21 protein-coding genes are annotated in these 22324 nt (G+C 60.7%); 15 read left to right on the top strand and 6 right to left on the bottom strand.

Annotation, left to right across the window (positions count from 1 at the left end):
* Window positions 1-31 precede the first annotated feature (31 nt).
* From AC2GXZ_RS14260 to AC2GXZ_RS14300, 9 genes are all read left to right on the top strand, one after another.
* Complete coding sequence (locus AC2GXZ_RS14260) at window positions 32-967, top strand: carbohydrate ABC transporter permease (protein WP_483759820.1); 936 nt, start codon at window positions 32-34, stop codon at window positions 965-967.
* Window positions 960-1916 carry a carbohydrate ABC transporter permease gene (locus AC2GXZ_RS14265; protein WP_483759821.1) on the top strand — a complete coding sequence of 319 codons (957 nt, stop codon included), beginning with the start codon at window positions 960-962 and terminating at the stop codon, window positions 1914-1916. Before AC2GXZ_RS14260 ends, AC2GXZ_RS14265 begins: the two co-directional genes overlap by 8 nt.
* Window positions 1917-1922: 6 nt before the next feature.
* On the top strand, window positions 1923-3020 hold the full coding sequence (locus AC2GXZ_RS14270) for an ABC transporter ATP-binding protein (protein ID WP_483759822.1): 1098 nt from the start codon (window positions 1923-1925) through the stop codon (window positions 3018-3020).
* Window positions 3021-3204: 184 nt separating this feature from the next.
* On the top strand, window positions 3205-5649 hold the full coding sequence (locus AC2GXZ_RS14275) for a beta-mannosidase (RefSeq protein WP_483759823.1): 2445 nt from the start codon (window positions 3205-3207) through the stop codon (window positions 5647-5649).
* Between the two features lie 23 nt (window positions 5650-5672).
* Window positions 5673-6437 carry a sugar phosphate isomerase/epimerase family protein gene (locus AC2GXZ_RS14280; protein ID WP_483759824.1) on the top strand — a complete coding sequence of 255 codons (765 nt, stop codon included), beginning with the start codon at window positions 5673-5675 and terminating at the stop codon, window positions 6435-6437.
* Window positions 6438-6464: 27 nt separating this feature from the next.
* On the top strand, window positions 6465-7598 hold the full coding sequence (locus tag AC2GXZ_RS14285) for a Gfo/Idh/MocA family protein (protein WP_483759825.1): 1134 nt from the start codon (window positions 6465-6467) through the stop codon (window positions 7596-7598).
* A gap of 67 nt (window positions 7599-7665) precedes the next feature.
* Window positions 7666-8715, top strand: a complete 1050-nt coding sequence (mgrA, locus tag AC2GXZ_RS14290) for an L-glyceraldehyde 3-phosphate reductase (protein ID WP_483759826.1) — start codon at window positions 7666-7668, stop codon at window positions 8713-8715.
* A 271-nt stretch (window positions 8716-8986) separates the two neighbouring features.
* Window positions 8987-10606, top strand: a complete 1620-nt coding sequence (locus AC2GXZ_RS14295; RefSeq protein ID WP_483759827.1) for a glycoside hydrolase family 43 protein — start codon at window positions 8987-8989, stop codon at window positions 10604-10606.
* A 150-nt stretch (window positions 10607-10756) separates the two neighbouring features.
* Window positions 10757-11128: an RcnB family protein gene (locus AC2GXZ_RS14300; protein WP_483759828.1), complete on the top strand. Its 372-nt coding sequence runs from the start codon at window positions 10757-10759 to the stop codon at window positions 11126-11128.
* Between the two features lie 134 nt (window positions 11129-11262).
* On the opposite strand, the gene AC2GXZ_RS14305 is transcribed toward AC2GXZ_RS14300, so the two are convergent.
* The gene (locus tag AC2GXZ_RS14305) at window positions 11263-12219 is read right to left on the bottom strand and encodes a zinc ABC transporter substrate-binding protein (RefSeq protein ID WP_483759829.1); all 957 of its coding nucleotides are present in this window, start codon (window positions 12217-12219) and stop codon (window positions 11263-11265) included.
* A 109-nt stretch (window positions 12220-12328) separates the two neighbouring features.
* Between AC2GXZ_RS14305 and AC2GXZ_RS14310 the strand changes: the two genes are divergently transcribed.
* The 3 genes from AC2GXZ_RS14310 to AC2GXZ_RS14320 are packed head-to-tail and all read left to right on the top strand — an operon-like array spanning window position 12329 to window position 14521.
* A complete protein-coding gene (locus AC2GXZ_RS14310; protein ID WP_483759830.1) occupies window positions 12329-13276 on the top strand; it encodes an ATP-binding cassette domain-containing protein in 948 nt (315 codons plus the stop codon).
* Window positions 13269-14096 carry a zinc ABC transporter permease subunit ZnuB gene (znuB, locus tag AC2GXZ_RS14315; RefSeq protein ID WP_483759831.1) on the top strand — a complete coding sequence of 276 codons (828 nt, stop codon included), beginning with the start codon at window positions 13269-13271 and terminating at the stop codon, window positions 14094-14096. Before AC2GXZ_RS14310 ends, znuB begins: the two co-directional genes overlap by 8 nt.
* Entirely contained in the window at window positions 14093-14521 is a 429-nt protein-coding gene (locus AC2GXZ_RS14320) for a Fur family transcriptional regulator (RefSeq protein WP_483759832.1), read from the top strand. The genes znuB and AC2GXZ_RS14320 overlap by 4 nt, the downstream gene beginning before the upstream one ends.
* A gap of 3 nt (window positions 14522-14524) precedes the next feature.
* Here the strand turns inward: AC2GXZ_RS14320 and AC2GXZ_RS14325 are convergent, their stop codons facing one another.
* A complete protein-coding gene (locus tag AC2GXZ_RS14325; protein ID WP_483759833.1) occupies window positions 14525-15052 on the bottom strand; it encodes a gamma carbonic anhydrase family protein in 528 nt (175 codons plus the stop codon).
* Between the two features lie 28 nt (window positions 15053-15080).
* Window positions 15081-15767 carry a fumarylacetoacetate hydrolase family protein gene (locus AC2GXZ_RS14330; protein ID WP_483759834.1) on the bottom strand — a complete coding sequence of 229 codons (687 nt, stop codon included), beginning with the start codon at window positions 15765-15767 and terminating at the stop codon, window positions 15081-15083.
* 252 nt (window positions 15768-16019) lie between these two features.
* Here AC2GXZ_RS14330 and AC2GXZ_RS14335 point away from each other — a divergent pair, with 252 nt between their 5' ends.
* Window positions 16020-16319 (top strand): hypothetical protein, encoded by a 300-nt coding sequence (locus AC2GXZ_RS14335; RefSeq protein WP_483759835.1) that lies wholly within the window; start codon window positions 16020-16022, stop codon window positions 16317-16319.
* Between the two features lie 72 nt (window positions 16320-16391).
* On the opposite strand, the gene AC2GXZ_RS14340 is transcribed toward AC2GXZ_RS14335, so the two are convergent.
* A complete protein-coding gene (locus AC2GXZ_RS14340) occupies window positions 16392-16673 on the bottom strand; it encodes a baseplate tail-tube junction protein (protein WP_483759836.1) in 282 nt (93 codons plus the stop codon).
* Window positions 16674-17252: 579 nt separating this feature from the next.
* Window positions 17253-17993, bottom strand: a complete 741-nt coding sequence (locus AC2GXZ_RS14345; RefSeq protein WP_483759837.1) for a hypothetical protein — start codon at window positions 17991-17993, stop codon at window positions 17253-17255.
* Between the two features lie 260 nt (window positions 17994-18253).
* Here AC2GXZ_RS14345 and dusA point away from each other — a divergent pair, with 260 nt between their 5' ends.
* Both dusA and AC2GXZ_RS14355 read left to right on the top strand, forming a co-directional pair.
* A complete protein-coding gene (gene dusA / locus AC2GXZ_RS14350; protein ID WP_483759838.1) occupies window positions 18254-19291 on the top strand; it encodes a tRNA dihydrouridine(20/20a) synthase DusA in 1038 nt (345 codons plus the stop codon).
* 147 nt (window positions 19292-19438) lie between these two features.
* On the top strand, window positions 19439-21814 hold the full coding sequence (locus tag AC2GXZ_RS14355; protein WP_483759839.1) for a bifunctional diguanylate cyclase/phosphodiesterase: 2376 nt from the start codon (window positions 19439-19441) through the stop codon (window positions 21812-21814).
* A gap of 33 nt (window positions 21815-21847) precedes the next feature.
* Here the strand turns inward: AC2GXZ_RS14355 and AC2GXZ_RS14360 are convergent, their stop codons facing one another.
* Window positions 21848-22309 (bottom strand): hypothetical protein, encoded by a 462-nt coding sequence (locus AC2GXZ_RS14360; protein WP_483759840.1) that lies wholly within the window; start codon window positions 22307-22309, stop codon window positions 21848-21850.
* Window positions 22310-22324 lie beyond the last annotated feature (15 nt).

A 22324-nucleotide genomic window follows, 5' to 3' on the forward strand; every position in this document is an offset into this window, starting at 1 on the left:
CGCCCCAGTGCATGCCGATCGAGGAGGAAACATGCCCCGCACCGTGCCGTCTGCCGCGCCGACAAGGCCGCTGCCAAAGCCGTCCGGCCGTCCCAACCAGCTCTTGCGCAATCTCAATTCCAAGATTGCCCTGACCCCGATGATATTGGTCGCCACCGTGATCTTTTTCGGCGGCACGATCTGGACCGTCGTTTATTCCTTCACCAATTCCAGGCTTCTGCCGCGCGCAAGCTTCGTCGGCCTCGATCAGTATGAGCGGCTCTGGGCCTCGTCCCGCTGGCTCGTCTCGATCCAGAATCTGGCGATCTACGGCATCCTGTCTTTGATCTTCTCGCTGGTCATCGGTTTTGTCCTGGCGGCCTTGATGGACCAGAAGATCCGTTTTGAAAGCGCCTTCCGCACCATCTTCCTTTATCCTTTCGCGCTGTCCTTCATCGTCACCGGCCTTGTCTGGCAATGGATCCTCAATCCGGAATTCGGCGTGCAGGGCATCGTCCGTTCGCTCGGCTGGGAAAGCTTCACCTTCGACCCGCTCTACAATCCCGACATCGTCATCTACGGCATCCTGATCGCCGGTCTCTGGCAGGGGACGGGGCTTGTCATGTGCCTGATGCTTGCCGGCCTGCGCGGCATCGACGAGGACATCTGGAAAGCCGCCCGTGTCGACGGCATCCCGATGTGGCGCACCTATATTTTCGTCGTCATCCCGATGATGCGCCCGGTCTTCATCACCACGCTGGTGATTATCGGCAGCGGCATCGTAAAACTCTACGACCTCGTTGTCGCCCAGACCTCAGGCGGCCCTGGCAATGCATCGGAAGTGCCGGCCAAATATGTCTATGACTACATGTTTCAGGCGCAGAACCTGGGGCAGGGCTTTGCCGCCTCCACGATGATGCTGCTCACTATCGGCATCATCATCATCCCCTGGGCCTATCTCGAATTCGGAGGGAAGAAGCGTGGCTGATATTTCTACTCTCAACACGACAGGCATCGGCGGTGGTTTTGTCGAAGGTTCACGCAGCCAGCCTCTCCAGTCCGGCCCGCGTGGAAAAAAGCCGAAACCGGCGATCTCCCGTCGCAATATTATCGTCTACGGCATTCTTGGCCTTGCGGCACTCTATTACCTTCTGCCGCTTTACGTGATGGTCGTCACCTCGCTCAAGGGCATGCCGGAAGTGCGCCTCGGCAACATCTTCTCGCCACCGATGGAAATAACCTTTGAACCCTGGGTGAAGGCATGGGCCGAGGCCTGCACCGGGCTGAATTGTGACGGTCTTTCGCGCGGCTTTTGGAATTCGGTGCGCATCCTCGTGCCCTCGGTGATTGTCTCGATCGCGGTCGCCTCGGTCAGCGGTTATGCGCTTGCCAACTGGCGCTTCAAGGGCTCCGAACTGTTTTTCGCCGTCCTCATCGTCGGCGCCTTCATCCCCTATCAGGTGATGATCTACCCGATCGTCATCATCCTGCGCGAGATCGGCATCTACGGCTCGCTGACCGGCCTCGTTTTGGTCCACACGATCTTCGGCATGCCGATCCTGACGCTTCTCTTCCGCAACTATTTCGCCGGCCTGCCGGAGGAATTGTTCAAGGCCGCCCGCATCGACGGCGCCGGCTTCTGGCAGATCTATGGCCGTATCATGCTGCCCATGTCGCTGCCGATCTTCGTCGTCGCGATCATCATCCAGGTCACCGGCATCTGGAACGACTTCCTGTTCGGCGTCGTCTTCACCCGGCCCGACACCTATCCGATGACCGTCCAGCTCAACAACATCGTCAACTCCGTCCAGGGGGTGAAGGAATACAACGTCAACATGGCGGCGACCCTGCTCACCGGCGCCGTCCCGCTGATCGTCTATTTCGTCTCCGGCCGGCTGTTCGTCCGTGGCATCGCCGCCGGCGCAGTAAAGGGGTAAGCCTTGATGACCGACCTCTCGCATTCCGTTTCCATCCGCGACCTGACGCTGTCCTTCGGGGCCGTCACGGTGCTCGAAAACCTCGACCTCGATATCCATGACGGCGAATTCCTCGTCCTGCTCGGCTCGTCCGGCTGTGGCAAGTCCACGCTTCTGAACTGCATAGCCGGCCTGCTGGAACCGACCGACGGACAGATCTTCATCAAGGACAAAAACGTCACCTGGGAAGAACCGAAGGACCGCGGCATCGGCATGGTTTTCCAGTCCTATGCGCTTTATCCGCAGATGACGGTGGAAAAGAACCTCTCCTTCGGGCTGCGCGTTGCCGGCATGCCGAAGGAGGAAATCGCCAAGCGCATCGCCCGCGCCGCCGGCATCCTGCAGATCGAACCGCTGCTGCAGCGCAAGCCGGCAGCATTGTCCGGTGGTCAGCGCCAGCGTGTCGCGATCGGTCGCGCTCTGGTGCGCGATGTCGATGTCTTCCTCTTCGACGAGCCGCTCTCCAACCTCGATGCAAAACTGCGCTCGGAATTGCGTGTGGAGATCAAGCGTCTGCATCAGTCGCTGAAGAACACGATGATCTACGTCACCCACGACCAGATCGAGGCGCTGACGCTCGCCGACCGTATCGCCATCATGAAGAGCGGCGTCATCCAGCAGCTCGACGACCCGATCACCATCTACAACCGCCCGAGAAACAAGTTCGTCGCCGGTTTCATCGGCTCGCCCTCGATGAATTTCCTCTCCGGCGAACTTGCCGAGGAGGGCGGTCAAAAAGTCTTCCGCACCAATGGCGTCAGCATCTCGCTTGCCGGCTACGATGCATCCGATGTGCTCACATCCGGACGCAAGGTCGTGCTTGGCCTGCGCCCCGAACATATCAAGGTCGATGGTGACCTGACGATGGAAGAGGTGCATGAGGCGATCGTCGATATCGAGGAACCGATGGGCGCCGACAACCTGATCTGGCTGAAACTTGCCGGCCACACGATCTCGGTCCGCGTCGGCGGCGCACGGCGTTACAAGGTCGGCGCAAAGGTCCGCCTCGGCTTCGACATGACCATGGCCTCGCTGTTCGATGCATCGACGGAGGAGCGGATCTGATGGATGTGTTTGCCGCTGCCCCTCATCCGGCTGCCGCCACCTTCTTACCGCAGGCGGGGAGAAGGGATATGCCTCGCCGTTTCGCTCTGGTCGCAACGTCGCGATTGGGCACGTTCCCTCTCCCCGCTTGCGGGGAGAGGGTTAGGGGTTGCAACGGTGGTTTTGCAACGCAAGGGAGCGCCTTATGACCACCATCCCGCTCGCTGGCCAATGGCATCTTACATCCCCCGACAGCCCGCACGCCACCGCCATCGCCATCCCAGGCGACATCCACACCGCACTGAAACTCGCCGGCATCATTCCCGATCCCTATCTCGGCCGCAACGAAAACGACGTCCAATGGGTCGCCCATCGCGACTGGCAGATCGAACGCAGCGTCTTTATCGATGATCCCGAAGGCTCCTGGTATCTAGACATTACCTATCTCGACACGGTGGCGATCGTCTTCGTCAACGATGTGCCGGTGCTTTCCGCCGACAACTGCTTTCGCCGCTACCGGCCGGATGTCTCGGCCGCGCTGAAGCCGGGTGAAAACACCATCCGCATCCTTTTCCATTCGAATATCGCAGCCGGCGCGGAGCGTCAGGCCCGCCAACCCTTCTACATCCCGTTTTCGAAAAACTGCCCGATCCCGGACGGCAACATGCTGCGCAAGCCGCAATGCCATTTCGGCTGGGACTGGAACCTTGCAGTCGCCCCCCTCGGCCTTTATGGCGAGATCGCCCTGAAGCGGCTCGATATCGCCCGTATCGAACATGTCGTCACCGAGCAGAGACATCATCACGACGGGTCCGTCGATCTCCATGTCACGGTCTCCTTCTATGCCGATGGCCAGGGCGTGATCCCTGTTCATCTGGCATTCGGTGATGATCGTCTTCGCCTCGACTGCGGCATGCGTCCCGGTGAAAACACCGTCACCCATGTCTTCCATGTCGAGAAACCAAACCTCTGGTGGCCGGCAGGCTCCGGCGCGCAGGCGCTTTATCCGCTCACCGTCGAAACGCCGTCCGAAACGATCACCCGGCAGATCGGCCTGCGCACCGTCGAACTCCTGACCGACAAGGACGAGACCGGCAGCCGTTTCGCCTTCCGCATCAACGGTCGCGAGATTTTCTGCCGCGGTGCCAACTGGATTCCCGCCGACGCGCTTTTCTCGCTCACCAGTCCCGAAAAGACGGCAGACCTTTTGCAATCCGCCGTCGATGCCAACATGAACATGATCCGCATCTGGGGTGGTGGTTTTTACGAGGACGATCATTTCTACGACCTCTGCGACCGTCTCGGCCTGATGGTCTGGCAGGATTTCCAGTTCGCCTGCAACATCTACCCCTCGACACCCGACTTCCTCGAAAATGTCGAACACGAGGTTGAGTACCAGACGAAGCGACTAATCTCGCATCCCTCGATCGTGCTCTGGTGCGGCGACAACGAACTGGTCGGCGCGCTCGGCTGGTACGAGGAGACCCGTACCAACCGCGACCGCTATCTCGTTTCCTATGATCGCCTCAACCACACGATCGAGCGGACGATGAAAAAGGCCGTGCCCCAGGCGATCTGGTGGCCGTCGAGCCCTGCCTCCGGTTATCTCGATTACGGGGATGCCTGGCACGCCGATGGCTCCGGCGACATGCATTTCTGGTCCGTCTGGCACGAGAACAGGTCGTTCGAACATTACCGCGACGTCAAACCGCGCTTCTGCTCCGAATTCGGTTTCCAGTCCTATACGTCGCTGCCGGTGATCCAAACCTATGCGGCGGAAAAGGATTTGAACATCGCCTCTCCGGTAATGGAACATCACCAGCGCAATGTCGGCGGCAACGAGCGGATCGCTGCCACCATGTTCCGCAATTTCCGCTTTCCGAAGGACTTTGCCAATTTCGTCTATCTGAGTCAGGTCCAGCAGGGCGTGGCGATCAGGACGGCGGTCGATTACTGGCGTTCGCTCAAACCCCATTGCATGGGCACGCTCTACTGGCAGCTCAACGACACCTGGCCGGTCGCCTCCTGGGCAAGTCTCGATTACGGCGGCGGCTGGAAAGTCCTGCATTACATGGCACGCCGTTTCTTCCAGCCGGTCGCGATCGCCGCCATCCCCTCGCAAGATGGCAGGGAGATCCGCTTCTCGCTGGTCAACGACACATTCGAAGACGTCACCGTCACGCTCAACATCTCGACCCTCAGTCTAACGGGAGAACGCCGCTCGCTCCGGAGCATCGACGCCGTCTGCTCGCCCGATGCTGCGGTGACTGTAGTGACCATCCCCGCAGACAGTATCCCGAGCGAAAACCTTCTCGCCTGGAGTTTTACCGCCTCGAATGGATCGGGTGGTGAGGGGCATCATGTGATGGAAAGCTACAAGGTGCTGGAACTCCAGCCGTCCGGTCTCGACTTATGGGTTTCGTCGGCTGCCGACGGCGCTTTCGATATCCTCATCCAGTCCGCCGGCCTCGCACTCTTCGTTACGATCGAGAGCGACACGCCCGGCCGTTATTCCGACAACGCTTTCGATCTTGCCGCCGGCGAAAACCGAAAGGTTCGCTTCACCCCGAGCGAGCCGGCGGCAAGTCCGCCAGGCTCCCCGCCGGTTTTCCGCATCTACGACCTTCAGTCCTGCCAGTCCGCGGGCTGACCTTTCATTTCAAGGAGGATGACATGACGAATTTTGGTTTCCAGCTTTACAGCGCCCGCAATTTCCCGCCGCTCTCCGATGTGCTGAAGCTCGTGGCGAAAAACGGCTACAGCCATGTGGAAGGTTACGGCGCGATGTATGCCACGCTTGACGAGGCGGCCCTCAAAGCCATGCGCGCCGAACTCGATGCCAACGGGCTTTCCATGCCGACAGGCCATTTCGGCATCGATCTTCTCGAAAAAGAGCCGGAACAGGCGCTGCTGATCGCCAAAACCCTGGGCGTCGATGCGATCTATTGCCCGCATCTGGTCGTCGAACAGCGACCGACCGACGCCAGCGGCTGGTTCGCCTTCGGCAAGCGGCTCGGTGAAGTCGGCAAGCGTTATCAGGATGCCGGTTATACATTCGGTTGGCACAATCATGATTTCGAGTTCAAGACGCTCGCCGATGGCTCCACCCCGCAGGAACAGATCTTTGCCGGCGGGCCGGATCTGACCTGGGAGGCGGATATCGCCTGGGTCATCCGCGGCGGTGCCGATCCCTTCGCCTGGATCGAAAGTTATGGTCGCAAGATTACCGCCGTCCACGTCAAGGACATTGCGCCTGCCGGTGAAAACACCGACGAGGATGGTTGGGCCGATGTCGGCCAGGGCACAGTTGCGTGGAAGGATCTCATGGTCGCCTTGAGGAACAGGACATCTGCGAAATATTATGTGCTGGAGCACGACAACCCGAAGGATATCGATCGTCTCGCGTCGCGCTCCATCGCAGCCTTCAAGACCTATTGAGCCCATATATTCATTCGGAGTTTCAACATGACCAAGGAACTTGGCGTCGGCATCCTCGGATGCGGCAACATTTCCACCACCTATTTCTCGCTCTCTCCTTTGTTCAAGGGAATCAAGGTGCTCGCCTGCGCCGACCTCAATCTCGATGCTGCCAAGGCGAAAGCCAAGGAGTATGGCGTCAAGGCACAGACGGTCGAGGAATTGCTCGCCAATGACGAGATCGACGTTATCGTCAACCTGACCATTCCCGATGCGCATTTCACCGTATCGAGGGCGATCCTCGAAGCCGGCAAACATGTCTATTCGGAAAAGCCGCTGACGGTGACGCTGGAGGAGGGCAAGGAGCTGCAGGCCCTGGCAAAGTCGAAGGGGCTCGCGGTCGGCTGCGCCCCTGATACCTTCCTCGGCGGCGCCCACCAGCTCGCGCGTGCCTATATCGATGGCGGCGGTGTCGGGCGCATCACTTCCGGAACCTGCCACGTGATGAGCCCCGGCATGGAAATGTGGCACCCCAACCCGGGCTTCTTTTTCCTGAACGGCGGCGGCCCGATCCTCGACCTCGGGCCCTATTATATCGCCAACCTGATCAATTTCCTCGGCCCGGTAAAGCGCGTTGCAGCACTCACATCGATGGCGAACCCGACCCGCACCATCACCAGTGAGCCGCTGAAGGGCACGGTCATCCCGGTCGAAACGCCGACCAATATCCAGGCGCTTCTGGAATTTGCCGAGGGCGCGACGATCACGCTGTCTGCCAGCTGGGATGTCTGGTCGCATCGCCATGCCAATATGGAACTCTATGGCACCGAAGGCTCGATCTACGTTCCCGACCCGAACTTCTTCGGTGGCGTGGTCGAGGCCAGCGGCCGTGACAAGGACATCAAGCCGCTGAAGGACTGGGATCACCCCTTCGGCAAGGCGAACCAGGAACACCCGCAGGGACCGCGCGCCAATTATCGCACGGCCGGGCTTGCCGACATGGCGATGGCGCTGATTGAGGGCCGCGATATCCGCTGCTCGATCGACCGCGCGCTGCATGGTGTCGATGTGATGACCTCGATCCTCAAATCCGGTGCCGAAGGCAAGTTCATCGCCACCACCACCACCTGCACCAAGCCTGCGGCACTTGGCATCGAGGAAGCGCTGGCACTTCTGGCGTGAGGCGCTAGAACTGTTTCCCGGCGCCGAAGAGAGGTTCGGCGCCGGTTTATTTGGAGGACTTTTCAATATGGCTTGGCTCCCGGCGGAAAACCGCTACGACAACATGACCTATAACCGCTGCGGCCGTTCCGGCCTCAAGCTGCCGGCAATCTCGCTCGGCCTCTGGCACAATTTCGGCGACGACACGCCGCATCAGCGCAAGGTCGATATCTGCAAGAAGGCCTTCGACCTCGGCATTACCCATTTCGATCTCGCCAACAATTACGGCCCGAAACCGGGCTCTGCCGAACTCGCCTTCGGCCAGATCCTGCGCGAGGAATTTCATGGCCTTCGCGACGAACTGATCATCTCGTCGAAAGCCGGCTACAACATGTGGCCGGGGCCATATGGCGAATGGGGCAGCCGTAAATACCTGATCGCCTCCTGCGACCAGAGCCTCAAGCGCATGGGCCTCGATTATGTCGATATATTCTATTCGCACCGTTTCGACCCCGACACGCCGCTCGAGGAAACCTGCGGTGCGCTGGACCATATCGTCCGCTCGGGCAGGGCGCTTTACGTCGGTCTCTCGTCCTACAATTCCAAGCGCACCCGCGAGGCCGTCGAGATCCTCAAGGCCATGGGCACGCCGGTCCTCATCCACCAGCCGAGTTATTCGATGATCAACCGCTGGGTCGAGGAGGATGGACTGCTCGATACGCTCGAAGATCTCGGCATCGGCTCGATTGTCTTTTCGCCGCTGGCGCAGGGCATGCTGACGTCCAAATATCTCGGCGGCATTCCCGATGACAGCCGCGCCGCCCAGGGCAAATCGCTGCGCCCGGCCTTCCTCAACGACAAGAATATCGAGAACCTCAAAGGCCTCAACGCGATTGCCGAACGCCGCGGCCAGACACTTGCGCAGATGGCGCTCGCCTGGGTATTGCGCGGCGACCATGTGACGACCGCGCTGATCGGCGCAAGCCGCCCCGAACAGGTCGAGGATTGCGTCAAGGCGCTGGAAAAGCGCGATTTCACCGCAGACGAATTGGCCGAGATCGACGGGTATGCCCGCGAAGCCGACATCAACATCTGGGCGGCGTCTGCCGAGCGGGAAGGGCCAGCAAGGAGCAAGTAGACCGCCGTCTCCGCGCGAGCATTTGTCCTCACGTTGGTCCAGGCATCTGCCCCTCACCCTAACCCTCTCCCCGTAAACGGGGCGAGGGGACGTGCCCTGCGAAATGTTGACGAGGGGAGGAAAGGGTCCGGCTTGTGTCCTTCTCCCCGCAAGCGGGGAGAAGGTGCCGGCAGGCGGATGAGGGGCAGCTCCGGTTGCTAACGCCGAAACACATATGCCGACAGGCGGTGGAGGAGCCGCCTCCACATTTCTCTGGGAGGAGACCACATCCATGATCCGCAACCCGATTCTGCCGGGCTTCAATGCCGATCCGTCCATCTGCCGCGTCGGCGAGGATTATTACATCGCCACCTCGACCTTCGAATGGTATCCGGGTGTGCAGATCCACCATTCCCGCGATCTGGTCAACTGGACGCTGATCCGCCGCCCGCTGGAACGAAAAGCCCAGCTCGACATGCGCGGCAATCCTGACAGCTGCGGCGTCTGGGCGCCGTGCCTGTCTTTTGCCGATGGCCTGTTCTTTCTCGTCTATACCGACGTCAAGCGTTACGACGGCAATTTCAAGGACGCCCATAACTACATCGTCACGTCACCGACGATCGAGGGCGACTGGTCCGATCCCGTCTATGTCAATTCTTCCGGCTTCGATCCCTCGCTGTTCCATGACGATGACCGCCGCAAATGGTTCGTCAATATGCAGTGGAACCACCGCACCGAAAGTTACGGCGGCGCGCCGAAACATCCGGCCTTCGATGGCATCCTGCTGCAGGAATGGGATCATGAGGCAGGATCGCTGAAAGGCCCGATCACCAACATATTCCCCGGCAGCCCGCTCGGCCTCGTCGAGGCGCCGCATCTCTTCAAACGCAACGGCTGGTATTATCTGACCACGGCCGAAGGCGGCACCGGTTACGACCATGCGGTGACGATGGCGCGATCCCGCACCATCGACGGCCAGTATCAGCTGCATCCCGATACCCATCTCATCACCTCGAAGGACAATCCGGAAGCCGTCTTGCAGCGGGCAGGGCATGGCCAATATGTCGAGACACCGGATGGTGACGTTTATCACACCCATCTCTGCAGCCGGCCTTTGGCACCCAATCGCCGCTCGCCGCTTGGCCGTGAAACGGGCCTGCAGAAATGTGTCTGGAGGGATGACGACTGGCTTTATCTGGCCGAGGGCGGCGTGGTGCCGGCCGTCGACGTTCCAGCCCCTGCCGATATCGAACCGGACCCAAGACCGGCCCGCATCGATTACACATTCGATGACGCCGTTCTTCCGATCGATTTCCAATGGCTGCGCACGCCCGAGCCGGCGCGCATATTCAGCCTCGCCAACCGGCCGGGTTGCCTGCGCCTGATCGGTCGCGAAAGCATCGGCTCATGGTTCGAGCAGGCGCTTGTCGCCCGTCGCCAGGAGCACCATAAATTTCGCGCCGAAACCACGGTGGAGACCTTCGAGCCGGATACTTACCAGCAGGCCTGCGGCCTGACCCATTATTACAACCGCCACAAGTTCCACGCTCTCGTCGTGACCCTGCATGAAAAGCTCGGCCGCGTGGTGACGATCTTTTCCTGCCCCGGCGATTTCCCGCATGGGCGTTTGCAGTTTCCGGCCGGCAGCGGCACCGCCATCCCCGATGGCGCCGTCGAGCTTGCAATGGAGATCCATGGCAACGACCTGCAATTTTCATGGCGGCCAAAAGGCGGCAATGACTGGCAGCCGATCGGCCCGGTTCTCGATGCGAGCGTCATCTCCGACGAAGGTGGCCGCGGCGAATACGGTTCGTTTACCGGCGCCTTTGCCGGCATGTTCGCCTTCGACACGTCCGGCAGGGCGAGGTCTGCGGATTTCAGCCGTTTCGCCTATGAGGCGATTCGCATCTGAGATGTCGAAGGTCTTGCGGAGGTGTTAATTTTCGTCGTGAGAAGGTTACCGCAAGTACATAAATTCGTTACGGATATTTAATCCGACATTCATATGGCATTCATCGCGCCCGCCCTAGTTTCAGGGTGTGTTCAACGCGAGGATCAAGTCATGAAGAAGTTCGCCATCGCCCTTGTCGCCGCCACCATTCTGGCCGGCCCGATCGCAACCACCGCTGCCCAGGCCCAGGATTGGCGCCAGGATAACGGCCGCCATGTCGAGCGTCGCGTCGACAAAAACGTCGACAAGCGTGTCAACAAGACGGTTCACGTCGACAAGAAGATTGTCGTCCACAAGCAGCGCTGGTCGAAGGGCCATCGTGCGAGTGCCGCCGAGCGCCGCCGCATGGCCGACGTTCGCGACTATCGCCGTTACCGCCTGTCGGCTCCGCCGCGCGGCTACAAGTGGGTGAAGGTCGATAACGATTACCTGATGATCGGCATCGCCACCGGCGTCATTTCCAGCATCATCGCTGCCCAATAAGCCGGGCGGCAGGCCGAGATTAAGCCGGCTCATGAAAACGGCGGAGATCGCAACCGATCTCCGCCGTCTTTCGTTTGTCCGGTTGCCGTCATGGCGCGCCGCGATCCCGCCGCGCGCCATTTTCCTGTCCTCGATTATTTGAGGCAGGTGACCAGCGAGGTTGCGATACCGCGCATCATGGTGAAATAGAGATCCGGACCTTCCGTCAGCGCGCCGGCTTCCGGGTCGAGTACGCCGGATTTCGCCTTGCTGCCTTCGCTTACTACTTTCACCAGTTTCGGCTCGAATTGCGGTTCGGCGAAGACGCAGGTTGCACCCAGATCCTCGACCTTCTGGTGGATTTCCTTGACCCGTTCCGCACCCGGCATGGTTTCGGGGCTGACGGTGATCGAACCGGCCACCTTCACCCCGTAACGATGCTCGAAATACTGATAGGCATCGTGGAAAACGATGAAAGGCTTTTCCTTGATCGGTGACAGCTCGGTCTTCAGTTCGGCATCCAGCGCATCGAGCTTGCCCATCAGTTCGGCGGCATTCTTCTGGTAGGTAGCGGCATGTTCCGCATCGGCCTGCACCAGCTGCTTTTCGATCTCGGCCGTCATCGCCTTGGCGTTCATCGGATCGAGCCACAGGTGAACGTCATTGCCCTCGTGATCGTGGTCGCCGTCGTCATGTGCTTCTTCGGCACCGGCGGCATGGTCGTGGTCTTCTTCCTCTGCTTCCGGCTCGAACACGCCGCCTTCGCGGAACTTGATCTTGGTCAGGCCCGGTGCCTCTTCCAGCGTCACCACGGTCGCTTTGGAACCCAAAGCCTCGAGCGGCTTTTCGAGGAAGGCCTCCATGCCATGGCCGATCCAGAAGATCAGGTCGGCATTCTGCAACGCCGCCGCATTCGAGGGCTTCATGTTGTAGGTATGCGGCGAGGCCGCGCCCTCGACGATCAGCTTCGGCTCGGCAACACCCTTCATCACCGAGGCGACCAGCGAATGGATCGGCTTGATCGACACAACGACATTCGGCGTGGCCGCAAAGGCGCTTGGCGCGGCAATCATCGCAGCCGAGGAGAGGAGGAGGGCGGCGGCAAATTTCATGGCATTCTTCCTTGTTTAGAGATGTAATGTTATTACATCAATTGCGTTATGCTATAACGTGTGCCAAGACGGTCGGCAAGAGGGCCGGTAACAGGAATTTTGAACCAGGATGCTGATGAGCAAGCGGGCCGCCCCGGCCGCAAACAACCGCCCGATCGAGAAGGAAACCCTGGTTTCTCTCTCCAATGCCGGCATCCGCCGTGATGGCCGCTGGCTGGTGCGCGGCGTCGAGTTCGATATCGCCCGCGGCGAGGTCGTCACCCTGATCGGCCCCAACGGCGCCGGCAAGTCGACCACCGCCAAGATGGCGATCGGCGTTTTGAAGACCGACGAAGGTTCGGTCACGCGAGCGAGAAACCTGCGCATCGGCTACGTGCCGCAGAAATTAGGCATCGACTGGACCATGCCGCTTTCCGTTCGCCGGCTGATGACGCTGACCGGTCCGCTGAAGGATGCCGACATTACCCAGGCGCTGGAAGCGACCGGCATTCCGCATCTCGTCAATTCCGAAGTTCGCCATCTCTCCGGCGGTGAATTCCAACGCGCCCTGCTGGCCCGTGCGATCGCCCGCAAGCCCGACCTGATGGTGCTCGACGAACCGGTCCAGGGCGTCGATTTCGCCGGCGAGGCCGCCCTTTACGATCTCATCCGCACCATCCGCAACACGACCGGCTGCGGCATCCTGATGATCTCGCATGATCTCCACATGGTCATGGCCGGCACCGATACGGTGATCTGCCTCAACGGCCATGTCTGCTGCCGCGGCACGCCGGAAGTGGTGAGCCAGAGTTCGGATTATGCGAAACTGTTCGGCGGCAATGCCCGATCGCTCGCCGTCTACAACCACCACCACGACCACACCCATCTGCCGGATGGCCGGGTGCGCCATTCGGACGGCTCGATTACCGAACATTGCCATCCCGACGATGGCCATCACCACGATCACCCAGCCGGCAGCCACGATCACGCCCACGGCGATCACAATCACGGGCATGATCATCATGACCACGCACATCCCCACAAGGTGACAGAGGGGGAGGGCCACCGCCATGCTTGACGACTTCTTCATCCGCGCCCTGATCGCCGGCATCGGTGTAGCGCTGACCGCCGGCCCGCTCGGCTGTTTCGTCGTCTGGCGGCGCATGGCCTATTTCGGCGATACGATGGCCCATTCGGCGCTGCTCGGCGTGGCTCTGTCACTGTTTTTCGAGGTCAATCTGCTGATTTCCGTCTTCGGCGTCGCCGTCCTCGTCTCGGCGATCCTGCTACTTTTGCAGCGCCGCCAGTCGCTGTCGGCCGATGCGCTGCTCGGCATCCTCTCCCATTCGGCGCTGGCAATCGGCCTTGTCCTCGTCGCCTTCATGACCTGGGTGCGGATCGATCTGATCGCTTTCCTCTTCGGCGATATCCTCGCCGTCACTCCGTCCGACATCGCCCTCATCTGGGGCGGCGGCGCCGTGGTCGTTGCTGCGATCGCTTACCTCTGGCGACCGCTTGTCGCCTCCACGGTCAGCGAGGACGTGGCCGAAGCCGAAGGCATGAACCCGGCGCGCACGAAACTGTTCTTCATGCTGTTGATGGCGCTGGTCATCGCCATCGCCATGAAGATCGTCGGCATCATGCTGATCACCTCGCTGCTGATCATTCCGGCCGCCACCGCAAGGCGCTTTTCGGCCAGCCCCGAATGGATGGCGGTTTTTGCCTCGCTGATCGGTGCGGCCGCCGTTATCGGCGGGCTTTTCGGCTCGCTCACCTATGATACGCCGTCCGGCCCTTCCATCGTGGTCGCCGCACTCCTACTTTTCATCATAAGTCTGATACCCGCCTTCGGCCGTACCACGACTGAGCGGCCCGCCAACAAGGGAGTGCAGGGATGAACGCCCCGATCGTCAATCCGGCCCTGACCAAGAACCAGACGCTGGTCTTCGAAGCGCTGAACCGCGCCGAAGGGCCGATGAGCGCCTATACGATCCTCGACAAGCTGCGCGACCACGGGTTCCGTGCGCCGCTGCAGGTCTATCGGGCGCTCGACAAGCTCACCGAATTCGGCATGGTCCACCGGCTGGAAAGCCTCAATGCCTTCGTCGCCTGCGCCCACCGGGAGCATGAATGCTGCGGTGGCGCCCATGGTCACGGCCAGGGCACGGTCGCTTTTGCCATTTGCGAAAGCTGCAATCAGGTCATCGAATTTCACGACCACCAGGTCGATCACCGGCTGGAGGACTGGGCGAAATCCAAGGGTTTCAAACCGGCCAAGACGACGATCGAAATCCGCGGCCTTTGCGAAAAATGCGCCGCTTGACGGCTAGATCTGTCTGAGATCGCGCGAAAACCGCTTCCAGTTTTCCACGTAACGTGCGGCTGAATCTTTCAGCCGTGCCGCTGCCGCCTCGTCCAGCACGCGGATGGCCTTGGCGGGAGAACCGACGATCAGCGAATTGTCGGGAAACTCCTTGCCCTCGGTCACCAGCGCATTGGCGCCGACCAGGCAGTTTTTGCCGATCTTCGCCCCGTTGAGGATCGTCGCCCCCATGCCGACCAGCGAATTGTCGCCGATCGAGCAGCCATGGATGATCGCATGGTGGCCGATCGTGCAATCGTCGCCGATGGTAACGGGGAAGGCGGGATCGGTATGCACCATCACGCCTTCCTGGATATTGGAGCGCGCCCCGATGGTGATCGGCTCGTTGTCGCCGCGCAAGGTCGCGCCGAACCAGATTCCCACGTCGTCGCCGAGCAGAACCTTGCCGATCACATTGGCATCCGGCGCCACCCAGTAGCGGTCAGGGGCGGGAAGGGAGGGTACGAAGTCTCCAAGCGCGTAGATTGGCATCCGTGCTCTCCCTGTCGTTCCCTTGGGCTTAGATCACCGACAGCGACAATTCGCCGACACCGGTGACGCCGCAGGTCACCATGTCGCCCTTGACGATGGCGCCGACACCGGCCGGCGTACCGGTCATGATCACGTCGCCGGGGGCCAGCACGAACAGCTTGGAGAGTTCGGCGATGATCTCCGGCAGTTTCCAGATCATCTGGTTGAGATCGCCGGTCTGCTTGCGGCTGCCATTGACATCGAGCCAGATCGCGCCGTCCTGCGGATGGCCAATCTTCGAGGCAGGGATGAGGGTGGAAACCGGCGCGGATTTTTCAAACGCCTTGGCCACTTCCCAGGAACGGCCCATCTTCTTCATCTGGTCCTGCAGGTCGCGGCGGGTGAAATCGATGCCGACGCCATACCCGTAAACCTTGGAGAGCGCATCCGCCTCGGCGATATCCGCACCGCCGCCCGAAAGCGCCATCACCAGCTCCACCTCGAAATGGACGTTGGAGGAAAGCGGCGGGTAGGGGAAGGTGTCGCCCTGATAGAGATTATCGGCGTTCTTCTGGAAGAAGAAGGGCGGCTCGCGCGACGGATCATGCCCCATCTCGATCGCATGGTCGGCATAGTTGCGGCCGACGCAATAGACCCGGCGCACCGGAAACTGTTCGGTCACGCCCTCGACATCGAGAAGCACGGGTTCGGGAGCGGGTATCACGGTAGCGCGCATGGAAAAATCCTCAAATCGCTGAAATGCTGGACGCTTTGTCCAACAATTTTGCGCCCAATCCTAGCCTGTTTCGAAAAGCCGGGTACGGCTCACGCAGAATTTTTCTCAAAGCCTGCTGCCGTCCCGGTGTACTGGAGCAATCCTGTTGGCGACCCCGCTGGCCGTTCGGCACCCGAACACGAAAGCCTGCTTGCCTTGGCCGGAAAATCCGGCCAATGACTATCACCTGAAGCAAGATGAAGGTTCGCATTCATGTCCAAGCCGCCGAAATCCGACAAGCCGAAGCCGTCGAAAGAACCCGTACTCGAACATTCCGAATTCGCCGGTGAATTCGAGGATGAAGGCGTCACCGTTCTCGTCGATATCTTCCGCAATGCCGGCACCAACGAGGACTGGGTTCTGGAAGTCATCAGCCAGACCGAAGTCGTCACCACCTGGGAAGAAAACTTCGCCACCGACAAGGATGCCTGGGAAGAATTCCTTGCCACCGCCGAAAAGGATGGCCTGAAGAGCTTTCTCGAGGAAGGCGACGACGATACCTCGGTGCATTGAGATTAATCGACGGGTCGCTCGCCAGCCTCGAGATCGATTGCGGACCGCTGTCAGTTGGTCGCCTGACTTCGGTCAGCCCCTATCCGACCCTGCCTTCGACAGCAGAAACGCGAAGGCCGCAGTCACCACCAGGGCACCGACCACGGCACCGGTCGTTGTGCCGGGATTGCGGCGCACGGCGTCTGTGAGGTCGTTGCCGCCGTGGCGAAACTGCCGGGCCACCTGTTTGGCACGGGGCAAAAGATAGGCGGATGCGTCTTCCGCCGAGGTGCTGGCCTGTTTGGCAAACGCCGAGCGAAGATCGGCGAGCTGGCTGGTCAGGCGGTCGATATCGGCGGAGAGATCACGGGACATGATGGTTCCTTGTTGATTTGATGCGCCGGTCAACGGGCGGGAGGCATTCGGGTTCCTCGGAAATGTAGAGGGCTTGAAAAAACTCCGCTGAGGTGCCCCATGGGGTCTCGGGTCAGGCACCCGGCCTTTCTTTTTTGGCGCTTGCGCTGTATAGCGCTGGCAACAGGCTGCCCGATCGCACATTCGCCTTTGGCATCGACGGCGGCGAAGATAGCGAAATTCCCCACTGCCGATTGCGCCACGATCCACCGGCCTCGATTGCCGGAATTTGAAGGCGTCCGGCGGCAATGACCATGCGGAGCGCGTGAATTGAGTTTCTACGACAAGGCCACAACCTCCGGCAAAAAGATCCTCGCCGTTGCCCCGATGATCGACTGGACGCCTCGTTTTTAAGTCATTGAAATAATTGGTTTATTTATTTTCAAATTTGCGATGGTGCAGTTTTGGTGCAGTTGACGCCAAGCGACAGGTGCAGATTCAACTGATGGTCGCCAGAGGCCGTGCGTGGTGGGGAATTTCTGAGGGTTAGCGGGCAGTGGCGGAAAACCTGCCCGCTGGAGGGGATGTCGCTGTGGGGTGTTACTCACGCTTCTGGGCTTGGTGCAGTTCAACCAGTTCGGGGTTGAGCCTTTTTACGGTGTCCAAACAGTCGTTCCATCCGTCCGCGTATCTCTCGTCATCACGGTGAACCGTCCGCTCTGCGTGTTCATCCGGAAGGTTCAGCCGTTGGACGACAGCGCCGGAGTTTTCTGGATCGTGCATCTGGGTGCTCAGGTCGCTTTCGCAAGTGTCTAGTTTCTCATATGCGGATGACAAGGCCTCTATCACTTCAGCTACCGATTTCGCATAGACCTCACTACCCATACCGTCGGCGCCTGGTACGATGTCGAGCAAGATGTTCGTCACGCTAAGTGTTCCCAGTCGCTCAACCTCAACGAGCAGCGGAGCGACATCGGATTGCCGGATGAGTGGGACCACATAACTGTTGCTGCTGTCCATAATGTGCTTCACAGGGAAATAGCCGCCATCGACGCCCAGGCAGGCCTCTTGAGCAAATGCAACTGCTTTGAACTCCAGGCCAATTGCGGCTGGAGTGTTCGTGATGCCGTAGCCTAGCGCCGACAGCATCATGCAGAAGTTGGCTACATCGATCGGGTCGCCCTTCTCGACATGTTCGCGCAACATCTGGCTTAGATATTCTTGAGAACAGTCCTGCCACCCACGGCGGCCTTTGCGTGCAGAGGCTTCAAGTTTGTGGGCCATCTGCTTGAAAAACACTTCCAATGCCAGTTCGTCCGTCAGTCGGAATTCGTCGCTCACTTTCCTTTCCTAGGCGGCTCACGGCCGCGTCTGTTGGTGTCAGCGACAAGTGTACACCGCTGGGATTCTGCTATTCAACAAACAGTTGAATAGACACGACAAATGGTGCAGTTGGGGAGAAATCCATGGTGCAGTTGTGGTGCAGTTGGGAAATTACCCGGAATCTACTTCCAATGGATTCAAATGGTTAGACGTGTTAGAGAATGGCCCAAAATGGCCGTGTTATAGCATGGCCCTGCGTGGTGCAGTTGTGGAAAACCATGAAAAATCAATATCTTAACCGCGAAAAAGTCTTCGCAGTTGCCCCGATGATCGACTGGACGGATCGTCATTGCCGATTCCTGCACCGGCAGCTGTCGTCGCATGCATTGCTCTATACCGAAATGGTGGTCGCCGACGCGATCATCCATGGACCGCGCGAGCGGCTTTTGTCCTTTTCGCCGGCCGAACATCCGGTTGCGCTGCAGCTCGGCGGTTCGGATGTCGGCAAGCTCTCCGAGGCGATCCGCATCGCCGCCGACTACGGTTATGACGAGATCGGCCTCAACGTCGGCTGCCCTTCCGACCGGGTCCAGTCCGGCACGTTCGGCGCCTGCCTGATGCGCGATGCCGGCCATGTCGCCGATATCGTCTCGGCAATGAAGAAGGTTTCGCCCGTGCCGGTCACGGTCAAGTGCCGCATCGGCGTCGACGACCAGGAGCCGAATGATGTCCTGCCGGATTTCCTCGCAAGGATGATCGGGGCAGGGGCTGACGCCATCTGGATCCATGCCCGCAAGGCCTGGCTGCAGGGACTGTCGCCGAAGGAGAACCGTGAGGTTCCGCCGCTCGACTATGATCTCGTCCATCGGATGAAACGCGAGAACCCGGATGTCTTTCTCGGCATCAATGGTGGCATTACCGATCTCGATCAGGCGAAAAGTCACCTGGCGGTGATGGATGGTGTGATGATCGGCCGTGCCGCTTATCAGAATACCGGTATCCTGGCCGGTGTCGACGCCATGCTCGAAGGCTCGATCACGGCTGGCACCGCTCCGTCCGACCCGGACTGGCTGGCCCTGCGTGACACGATGATCGCCTATACGGAAGAGGTGATCGCTTCCGGTGGTCGCCTTCATCATGTCACCCGCCACATGGTCGGCCTGTTTCAGGGGTTTGCCGGCGCCCGTCGTTTCCGCCAGATCCTGTCTTCCGAGGCAACCCGCTCCGGCGCCGGAACGGACATCATCACCGCCGCCTTTGCCGCCGTCGATTTCGGTACCGGTGCCGACCAGGCAGCCGCCCGTATTGCCGGATAACCCCCAGGGATTTATGGGGAAAATTGCACGTCCCGGAATGCGACACCTTTCCATCATTGTGCATTAGATATTTCTTAAATAACGTACACGTAATGTTCCATGGCTTAGACGGTGAAATCAATCGCCGCATGGATGTGGTAGCGTCGTATGTTCAAGGTTATCGAATGCGTCGCGGTTCAGCACGACCGCGCTCTTGTCGCACTCGCCGCCGGCATTTGCATTGTCGGCATGCTGGCCTTTTTCCTCATCCACCGGCGGGCGGTGGAATGCAGCGAGAAACGCCGGCGGTTCTGGCTGGCCGTCGCGGCGGTCACCGGCGGCCTGTCTGTCTGGGCCACCCATTTTGTCGCCATGCTGGCCTATGAGGGTTCGATCGCCATCGAATTCGAGCTGTTCCGCACGATCCTGTCGGCGGCCATTGCCGCAGCCGGCTTCTGGGTCAGCCTGCGTATCCTCGATGAAGGCACGCCGCGCGCCGAAATTCTCGCCGGGATCGCGGCAACCCTGACGGTCGCCGCCATGCATTTCACCGGCACCGGGGCGATCCGCGCCGCAGCCTCCATCCATTACGAGATGGGCATGATCCCGGTGGCGGTGCTTCTGTCCTGCATCCTCTTCACCGTCGGTTTCCGCAAGGCTGTCCATAGCAAGCGCCGTCGCGGCCTCTGGGCGGCGGTCGCAGCCGGCGTCGTATCGATCTGCCTGCTGCATTTTTCCGCCATGTCGGCAACCGAGCTGGTGCCCGATCCGTCGATGCCGCAGGCAGCGCTCGATGGCAGCGGCCGCATCTGGACCGTCTGGGCGGTGTCGATCGTCACCGGCCTGATCGTGCTGTCGGCCGTCACCGCCAGCTTCCTCGACCGTTACCTGACCGACCTTCGCGGTTTTGCCAATGCGACGCTCGAAGGCCTGGCCGTTGTCCGCGAAGGCACGATCATCGAGGCCAATGCCCGTTTCTCCGCCATGCTCGGCCTGCGTGACCGCGATGTCATCGGCCGCTCGCCCGACGCGCTGATGGTGGCGGCCGACGGCATATCGCTGATCGATGTCGAGCGCAGCCGTGCCGTCGAGGCTGCACCGCTGCGGAGCAGCCCGCTGAAGCCCGGCCGCCAGACCTTTCTCGAAGTCGCCGTCCACACGATCGAATATCGCGGCCGCTCCTGCCAGGTTCTGGCCGTCCGCGATCTGACCGAAAAGCGCATTGCCGAACTGCGCGTCGAGCATATGGCCCGCCACGATGCGCTGACCGACCTGCCCAACCGCACGCTGTTTTCCGAAAAGCTGGAAACGGCGATCGATCTTGCCGACAGCGCCAATGAGCGGCTGGCGGTGCTGGCGCTCGACCTCGATCGGTTCAAGGCGGTCAACGATGTCTTCGGCCATGCCGAGGGCGACCGGGTTCTCATCAAGGTCGCCGAGATCCTGCGTCGTTGCAGCGGCGAGGCCGATACGCCGGCAAGGATCGGCGGCGACGAGTTCATCATCCTCCAGCCCGGCCTCGACCAGCCGACCGCCGCCTATCTTCTGGCCGACCGCATTCTCGACACCTTCCGCCAGGAAATGAACGTCAATTTCGACCCCAAGGCGGTCGGTGTGTCGATCGGCGTGTCGATCTTCCCCGAGGACGGCCGCACCGCCGACGACCTGCGCAATGCCGCCGACATGGCGCTCTACAATGCCAAGTTCAACGGCCGCGGCACCGCCGCCTTTTATTCGGCGGACATGGATGCCGACCTGCGCCAGCGCCGCCTGGTCGAAAGCGAGCTGCGCCACGCCGCCCTGCGCGACCAGCTGTCGCTCGTTTTCCAACCGCTGTTTGACGCCTCGAACGGCATCTGCACCGGATACGAGGCGCTGATGCGCTGGAACCATCCGGATCTCGGCCAGGTCTCGCCGGCAGAATTCATTCCCGTCGCCGAAGAGACCGGCATTATCGTCACGCTCGGCGAATGGGCCTTGCGCGAGGCCTGCCGCACCGCCGCATCCTGGGATGACGGGCTGGCGGTGGCGGTCAATGTCTCGGCCGTGCAGTTCCGTTTCCCCGATCTCGTCGGCACGGTGGCTGCCGCCCTTCACGACAGCGGCCTGGAACCGCAGCGGCTGGAGCTCGAAATCACCGAAACCTCGCTGCTCGAAAACCGCGACGCGGTGCTTGCCATGCTGCAGAAGCTGAAGGCGCTCGGCGTCCATATCGTCATCGACGATTTCGGCACCGGATATTCGTCGCTCAGCAACCTGCAGACCTTTCCTTTCGACAAGATCAAGATCGATCGCAGCTTCATCTGGCAGATGGAGGAAAGCGAAAGCGCCCGCGCCATCGTCAAGGCGGTGATCGGCCTGGGCAAGAGCCTCAACCTGCCGGTCGTTGCCGAAGGCATCGAGACCTTCGGCCAGCACCGCATGGTGATCGAGGAAGGCATCGAGCAGCTGCAGGGTTTTCTGCTCGGCAAGCCGAAAAGTGCCGGCGAGGTGGAAGTCCTCTCCGGCCTGCGTCAGCTGCCGCCCTTCCGCAAGCGGGGCTGAAGCGCGGCAGGGGAAAGGCGCCGGCAGCGCCTCTCACCGGCCGGCATCGCCACCGTCGGCCGGATCGCCATGCCCGACCCGATCATCACGCCGGGCCGCATCGGCCCGTTTATCTGCCGCCGCCATCTCTTTTTCCCGCTGCCGTCGCGCGGGGTCCCATTGTTCGCGCCTGTAGCGATGCGCAACATTGCGGGCAATGTTGATCGCCAGATCGTCGAGCCGCCGTTTCGGTCCGGTGACGGTTTCGAAAAACGGCCTGTGGCTGCCGAGGAACCCCTTGGCGAAATGCGCTGCATGGTAAACATCGTCGAACAGCGCCCGCTGGCGGTTGTCGAGCCTGCTCAGGCAGCAGGGCTCGCCGGTCGTCCTGAAATACCATTTGCAGCTTTGGGCCCGCCGGCAGTCGCGATGGCGGCAGACCATGTGCGGCAGCGCCAGCGCCTCGGCGGTGCGGGCGGCGATATGGCGATCGAATGGCGGCATTTCACTGGACATGGATCCCCCTTGGCG

It is taken from the genome of Aliirhizobium sp. YIM B11859 (assembly GCF_057163345.1).